We start from the raw sequence: 5934 nt of genomic DNA, 5'->3' as shown, positions 1-5934 counted from the left end.
TCGCCACCCAGCGCGGGGCAAGCCCGCTCACTACAGGCGTTGACAACCTGGGGAGTCCAAAACGATACTCCCAGCAAGTCATACGACAACTTACAACAATAATGGAACGCCCATGACCAACACAACGCCTGCCCCCTTTGATCGCCTGCTCCTCACCGGCGCCGCCGGCGGCCTGGGCAAAGTCCTGCGTGAACGCCTGCGCCCTTATGCCCGTGTACTGCGCCTGTCGGACATCGCCAATATGGCTCCGGCCACCGATACCTCCGAAGAGGTGCAACCTTGTGACCTCGCCGACAAACAAGCCGTGCACCAGCTAGTGGAAGGTGTGGATGCCATCCTGCACTTCGGCGGCGTGTCGGTGGAGCGTTCCTTCGAAGAAGTACTGGGCGCCAACATCTGCGGAATTTTCCATATCTACGAAGCCGCCCGCCGTCATGGCGTGAAACGCGTGATCTTCGCCAGCTCCAACCATGTGATCGGCTTCCACAAACAAGGCGAGACCCTCGACGCCCACTCCCCTCGCCGCCCGGACAGCTACTATGGTCTGTCCAAATCCTACGGCGAAGACATGGCCAGTTTTTACTTTGACCGTTACGGCATCGAGACCGTGAGCATCCGTATCGGCTCCTCGTTCCTCGAACCGCAGAACCGGCGGATGATGCACACCTGGCTGAGTTTCGACGACCTCACGCAACTGCTGGAGCGTGCGTTGTACACACCCAACGTCGGCCACACCGTGGTCTACGGCATGTCGGACAACCTCGATACCTGGTGGGATAACCGCTACGCCGCACACTTGGGTTTTGTGCCCAAGGACAGCTCCGAAGTGTTCCGCGCCCAAGTCGAAACCCAGCCCCCCGTGGCTGACAACGATCCGGCCAAGGTCTACCAAGGCGGTGCATTCTGCGCGGCCGGGCCGTTCGGTGACTGACCCATGACCGCTCAATTGATCGTCGACGCCCGCAATGCCGTGGGTGAATGCCCGGTGTGGGTGCCCGAGGAAAATGCCCTGTACTGGGTGGACATTCCCAACGGCGGCCTGCAACGTTGGAGCGCCACTACCGGGCATATCGCAGCCTGGAAAGCCCCACAAATGCTCGCCTGTATGGCGCGTACCGATGCCGGCAACTGGGTCGCCGGCATGGAGACCGGCTTTTTCCAACTCACCCCGCACAACGACGGCAGCCTCGATACCACGCGTTTGGCAACCGTCGAACACCCGCGTGCGGACATGCGCTTGAACGACGGACGCTGTGATCGCCAGGGCCGTTTCTGGGCCGGCAGCATGGTGCTGAACATGGGGTTGAATGCGGCCGAGGGCAGCCTGTACCGCTTCATCGCAGGTAAGACGCCCCAGGCTCTGCTGAGTGGTTTTATCACCCTGAACGGCCTGGCCTTCAGCCCCGATGGCCGCACGATGTACGCTTCGGACTCGCACCCGTTGGTGCAACAGATCTGGGCGTTCGACTACGACATCGAAACCGGTACACCGTCCAATCGCCGCGTATTTGTGGATATGCACCAGCATCCCGGCCGTCCCGACGGCGCGGCGGTCGACGCCGACGGTTGCTATTGGATCTGCGCCAACGATGCAGGTTTGGTCCACCGTTTCACACCTGAAGGTCGCCTCGACCGCTCCCTCAGCGTGCCGGTGAAGAAACCCACCATGTGCGCTTTCGGCGGCAGCCGCCTGGACACGTTGTTCGTCACGTCGATCCGTGATGACCAGAGCGAACAGTCCCTGGCCGGCGGCGTATTCGCCCTCAACCCCGGTGTCCAGGGGTTGCCCGAACCCACCTTCGCACTCTAGGTGCATGACCATGCTGATCGAACTGGAAGACCACCTGACCCACCTCACCCTGGCTCCGGCTACAGGTGGCAGTATCGTCAATTGGTATGTGCGCGCCACCGGGCAACCGTTGTTGCGTCACAGTAATGAGCACGCGGTGAGCAGCGGTTTGCCGGGCAAGCTGGGATGTTTTCCATTGGCGCCCTGGTCAAACCGGATTGCCCAAGGCGGCTTTGATAACCCCGATGGTTGGCTGGCACTGACGCCGAACAGCCTCAGCGATCCACTGCCGATTCACGGCTCGGCTTGGCAACAGGCGTGGCAAGTGATCAGCCACACGGCGAATGAAGTGGTGCTGGCGATGGAATGCGACGCGCCGTTTGCCTATCGCGCCGAGCAGCGGTTTCGCTTATACGGTGGCGAGCTGAGCATCGGCTTGAGCGTGACGCATCTGGCTGAACACGCAGCGTGGCATGGGTTGGGCTTGCATCCCTATTTGCCGCGTAGGCCGGGGACGCGGTTACAGGCCAAGGCGTCGCAGGTGTGGATGAGTGATGCGTCCAAACTGCCTACCGGGCTGGCACCGGTTCCGGTGGATTGGGACTTCCAGCAGCTCAAGGCATTGCCGGAAGGCTTGGTGGACAATGGGTTTTGCCAATGGGACGGGCGCTGTCTGATCGAGCAGCCGGAGTTGGGGTATGCCTTGGAATGCCAGGCCACCGGCGCCGATTACTTCCTGCTGTATTGCCCACCGGGGCTGGCGTTCTTTTGCATTGAGCCGGTGAGCCATCCGGTGAATGCCCACCATCTACCTAAGCGTCCAGGCTTGAAGCGACTGGAACAAGGCCAGTCGACCCACCTCGAATTCAGCATGAAATACACCACAAATGTGGGAGGGGGCTTGCCCCCGATAGTGGTGGCTCAGTGACATGATTCGTGGCTGACCTATTGCAGTCGGGGGCAAGCCCCCTCCCACATTTTGGTCCTTTGTGTATCAGGGCGGACTGTTTTTCAGGCGCCCTGCCGTGTCGATACTCACCACCACAGACAACCCTGGCCGCAACCGCTCACTTTCGGCCTGATCCGGGTCTACCGTAATCCGCACCGGCACGCGCTGGGCGATCTTCACGAAGTTGCCGGTGGCGTTATCGGACTGCAACAGGCTGAACTCGGAACCGGTCGCCGGGGAAATATGCTGCACCGTGCCGTGAAACTTGCGATGGTTCAGCGCATCCACGGTAAAGGTCACCGGCTGGCCGACCTGCACGTTGTCCATCTGGGTTTCTTTCATGTTGGCGATCACCCACAACTGCGGCGGCACCAGGGCCATCAACTGTGCGCCGGAATTGACGTAGGCGCCGAGGCGTACGCCAATCTGCCCCAACTGGCCGTCACGCGGTGCGGTAATGCGGGTGTTGGACAGGTCGATCCGCGCCAATTCCACCGCCGCCTCGGCACTCGCCACGGCGGCCTCCAGTGAACCGCGATTGACGATCACCGTTTGCAAATCCTGCCGGGCGATTTCCAGGCTGGCCTGGGCCTGGGCCACCGAGGCAATCGTCTGCGCATTCGCCGCACGGGTCACGTCCAGCTCGCGCTTGGACACCGAGCCGTCGCTGATCAATTCTTCATTACGACGCAGGTCCGCGGTGCTCTTGCGCGACTGCGCCTCGCTGTCCGCCAACGCAGCCTGGCGTAGCTTGATGGTGGCTTCGGCGCTGTTGCGCTGCTGCACCACATTGGCCAACGAGGCCTTCTGCACCGCCAGTTGCGCCAGCGCCTGGTCGAGGCGCTGCTTGTAGATGCGGTCATCCAGGCGCACCAACAAGTCGCCGGTCTTCACATACTGAAAGTCCTGCACCGGCACTTCAAACACATAGCCGCTCAGTTGCGGGCCAATAATCGTCACTTGGCCGCGCACCAAAGCGTTCTCGGTGGTTTCCACGGCGCTGCTGAATGGCGGCAATTGCCAGGCATACAGCACGATCAGCACGCCGACGATGGCAATCGCGGCAAAGCCCAGGGAAGAAATAATCCGCACCCGCAACGGCCGCAGCTCGGTAGGCACGGCGCCGGGTGGCGTGCTGCCTTCGGGTGTGGCGGCGATGGCAGTTGTGGTGGTCGTTGAAGGTTCAGTCATGAAGATACGCCGCTGGGTTGAACGGGAGTGGCTGCTTTGGTGGTGCTTAACAGCCATAGGCTGCGGATAAAGATCCAGATCATGGTCAACATCGCGATGATCGCAATCAGCATGAAGACATCGTTGTAAGCCATTACGTTCGCTTCCCGAGTCGCCGCCGTGGCGAGGCTGCGAATGCCCATGAGGTTGCGCAGTTCCGGGTCGGCGACGATACCGCCATAGGCCGAACCGCCGCTCTGTACCCGCGCGGCCACACGCGGGTCAAGCAACGTCAGGTGCTCGACGATCATGCTCGAATGGTACTTCTCGCGCACGATCTGGAAGGTGCCGAGCAAGGCCGCACCGATCAGGCCGCCGAGGTTCTGGCAAATACCGAACATCACCGAAAAACTCACCAGGTTGCGTGGGTTGGTCAGCACATTCTTGGTGCCCAGTACCATGGTCGGTCCCAGGAAGAAGGTGCCACCAAAGCCCAACAGGAACTGGCTGATATACAGGTTTTGCGGTCGGGTCAGGTTGCTGGAGAAACTGTCCATCACAGAGCCCGTGGCCATCAGCGCCAGGGAGATCACCAACGGCATCAGCAAGTGCGCCGGGTTGATGGTCAACGCGCTGACCACCAGCCCGGCAATCGCTCCGGCCAGCATCACCACGTACAGTGTGTGCATCTGCTGGTAGCTCATGTTCAACATCTGCATGAACCCCACCGCACCGGTGGACTGTTCGGACAGCACCATGCGAATCAGGATCACCGCGAGCGCCAGGCGGATCATCACACCACTGCCCAGCCAGCGGGTCATCAGCATTGGGTTGGTGCGGTTATGCTCAATGGCCAGCCCCGCCATGATCAACACCAGCGAACAGGCCGAGGCGATGCCGACCCACGGTGCTTCCAGCCACCAATCGATCCGCCCCAGGGACAGCACCGCGCACAGCAGGGCCACGCCGGTGGCGAGGATGGCGAAGGTCAGGAAGTCGAGTTTTTCAAAAGTCTTGAAGCGGTCGCCGGGTGGCAACTTGAGCAAGAACACGCAGCCCAGGCAGATCAACGCCAGGCCCAGTTCGAACAGGTACAGGCCACGCCATTCGGCAATCTGCAGCAAGTCTTCGGAGAACAAGCGCGCCAGGGGCAAGGCCAACTGCGCGGTGCCCAACCCCAGCACCAAGGCCTTGAGGCGCCATTTGGCCGGGAATGCCTGGATCATGTAGTACAAGCCCAGCGAGCTCAGCGCCGCGCCCACCATGCCGTGGGCCGCCCGCACCGCGATGGCCGAACTGAGGTCGTTGACGAACAAGTGGCCGAAGGTCACCAGCGCATAGAGCACCAGGAACACCTCGGTGAATGCACGCAGGCCGAACTGCTGGCGGAACTTCACCAGCAGCAGGTTCATGCACACGTTGGTCATCACATAGGCGGCGGGCAGCCAGGCCATTTCGGCGGTGGTCGCCCCCAATGCGCCTTGCAGGTATTGCAGGTTGGCGATGACCAGAGCGTTACCCAGGCCACCGGTGATCGCTACCAGCACGCCTACCAGCGCGAACAGCCAGCGCTTGTGGGTGGGGTGCAGCGGTGTGGACGGCGAACCGGGCAGGCTCGGACGCTCGTGGGGTTCCCAGGTGTGGGGGGTGTATTTGTCCATTCGATGACCTTGATGAGCCGACGGGCAAGGTCGGTGAATCCGTTACTCTGGGAGTAGTAAACCTGAGCGGCGAGCATCTTGCCATCTTGGGGGTGTAAATGGTCATCGAAGTGGGGCTTGCTGGGGGCTTTTCTGTGGGAGCTGGCTTGCCTGCGATGGCGGTCTACTGGGGGGACGCTGGAATGGGGACATATCCGTTATTCAGGTAACGGCGGCTGGCGGTTCCGCTCTTACAGCGGGTCACTTTGGAAAAGCCCCAAAGTAACCAAAGGGCTCTTGCCCCAACACTCGGCACCTCGCCTAGGCTCGGTGTGCCCGCAATCCGACATTGATTTGGGGGGCCGCCGCCCCGCGCCATCCATGGC

The 5934-nt window shown here is 61.5% G+C and carries 5 protein-coding genes; 3 read left to right on the top strand and 2 right to left on the bottom strand.

All coding sequences use genetic code 11. From position 1 onward, the window contains the following. Positions 1 to 112: 112 nt before the first annotated feature. The 3 genes from ACRESD_RS19625 to ACRESD_RS19615 are packed head-to-tail and all read left to right on the top strand — an operon-like array spanning position 113 to position 2717. A complete protein-coding gene (locus tag ACRESD_RS19625; protein WP_431752417.1) occupies positions 113 to 931 on the top strand; it encodes an NAD-dependent epimerase/dehydratase family protein in 819 nt (272 codons plus the stop codon). A 3-nt stretch (positions 932 to 934) separates the two neighbouring features. Then, positions 935 to 1810 (top strand): SMP-30/gluconolactonase/LRE family protein, encoded by an 876-nt coding sequence (locus ACRESD_RS19620; protein WP_431752416.1) that lies wholly within the window; start codon positions 935 to 937, stop codon positions 1808 to 1810. 10 nt (positions 1811 to 1820) lie between these two features. Continuing rightward, on the top strand, positions 1821 to 2717 hold the full coding sequence (locus tag ACRESD_RS19615; protein ID WP_431752415.1) for an aldose 1-epimerase: 897 nt from the start codon (positions 1821 to 1823) through the stop codon (positions 2715 to 2717). Between the two features lie 66 nt (positions 2718 to 2783). Here the strand turns inward: ACRESD_RS19615 and ACRESD_RS19610 are convergent, their stop codons facing one another. Next, positions 2784 to 3929, bottom strand: coding sequence for an HlyD family secretion protein (locus ACRESD_RS19610; RefSeq protein WP_431752414.1), 1146 nt, complete (start codon positions 3927 to 3929; stop codon positions 2784 to 2786). Then, the gene (locus ACRESD_RS19605; protein ID WP_431752413.1) at positions 3926 to 5569 is read right to left on the bottom strand and encodes an MFS transporter; all 1644 of its coding nucleotides are present in this window, start codon (positions 5567 to 5569) and stop codon (positions 3926 to 3928) included. The genes ACRESD_RS19610 and ACRESD_RS19605 overlap by 4 nt, the downstream gene beginning before the upstream one ends. Positions 5570 to 5934 lie beyond the last annotated feature (365 nt).

It is taken from the genome of Pseudomonas sp. (assembly GCF_050739995.1).
GTDB lineage: Bacteria > Pseudomonadota > Gammaproteobacteria > Pseudomonadales > Pseudomonadaceae > Aquipseudomonas.
This window is presented reverse-complemented; position numbering and strand designations above follow the sequence as displayed.